The 1,245-nt window shown below is 65.2% G+C and carries 1 protein-coding gene; it reads left to right on the top strand.

Annotation, left to right across the window (positions count from 1 at the left end; translation table 11 throughout):
• A partial coding sequence (locus GWG65_RS40145) for a UDP-glucose/GDP-mannose dehydrogenase family protein (RefSeq protein ID WP_275200911.1) occupies positions 1-1,245 on the top strand: 1,245 nt, incomplete at both ends.

Genomic DNA, 1,245 nt, shown 5'->3' with positions numbered 1-1,245 from the left:
TGCTTTGCGGATTTCGGTCACGACGTCACCTGCGTCGACAAGGACGAGAAGAAGATTGCGGCGCTCCATCGCGGCGAGATCCCGATCTACGAGCCCGGCCTCGACGAGCTGGTCGCGACCAATGTCAAGGCCAAGCGGCTCGACTTCACCACGGATCTGTCGAAGCCGGTGGCGGACGCCGACGCCGTGTTCATCGCGGTCGGCACGCCGTCGCGCCGCGGCGATGGTCACGCGGATCTGTCCTACGTCTACGCCGCCGCGCGCGAGATCGCGCAGTCGCTGTCCGGCTTCACCGTCGTGGTGACGAAGTCGACCGTTCCGGTCGGCACCGGCGACGAGGTCGAGCGCATCATCCGCGAGACCAACCCGTTAGCCGACGTCGTCGTCGCCTCCAATCCCGAGTTCCTGCGCGAGGGTGCGGCGATCCGCGACTTCAAATTCCCCGACCGCGTCGTGGTCGGCACCTCCGACGAGCGCGGCCGCAAGGTGATGGGCGACATCTACCGCCCGCTGTCGCTGAACCAGGCGCCACTGATGTTCACCGAACGCCGCACCGCCGAGATGATCAAATACGCCGCCAACGCGTTCCTCGCCACCAAGATCACCTTCATCAACGAGATCGCCGATCTTTCCGAAAAAGTCGGCGCCAACGTGCAGGAGGTCGCGCGCGGCATTGGCCTGGACAACCGCATCGGCACCAAATTCCTGCATGCCGGCCCGGGTTTCGGCGGCTCGTGCTTTCCGAAGGACACCAAGGCACTGATCAAGATCGCGCAGGACTATGACGTGTCCTTGCGCATCGTCGAATCCGTGCTCGCCGTCAACGAGAACCGCAAGCGCGCGATGGCGCGCAAAGTGAGCCAGGCGCTCGGCGGCTCGCTGCGCGGCAAGACCATCGCGGTGCTCGGCCTCACCTTCAAGCCCGACACCGACGACATGCGCGATGCGCCATCGATTCCGCTGGTCACGGGCCTGCTCGACATGGGCGCGAGGGTCAAGGCCTTCGACCCCGTCGGCATGGAGCAGGCCAAAGGCGAGCTGCCCAGCATCACCTATTGCGAAGACGCCTATGCCTGCGCGCAAGGCGCCGACGCGATTGTCATCGTCACCGAATGGGTGCAGTTCCGTGCGCTCGATCTCGACCGGCTGAAGGCGACCATGACGCAGCCGGTCGTCGTCGATCTCCGCAACATCTACCGCCCCGAGGACATGCAAGCCGCCGGCTTCGTCTATGAGAGCATCGGG

This window comes from Bradyrhizobium sp. CSA207, from assembly GCF_029051685.1.
Lineage (GTDB): Bacteria > Pseudomonadota > Alphaproteobacteria > Rhizobiales > Xanthobacteraceae > Bradyrhizobium.
This window is presented reverse-complemented; position numbering and strand designations above follow the sequence as displayed.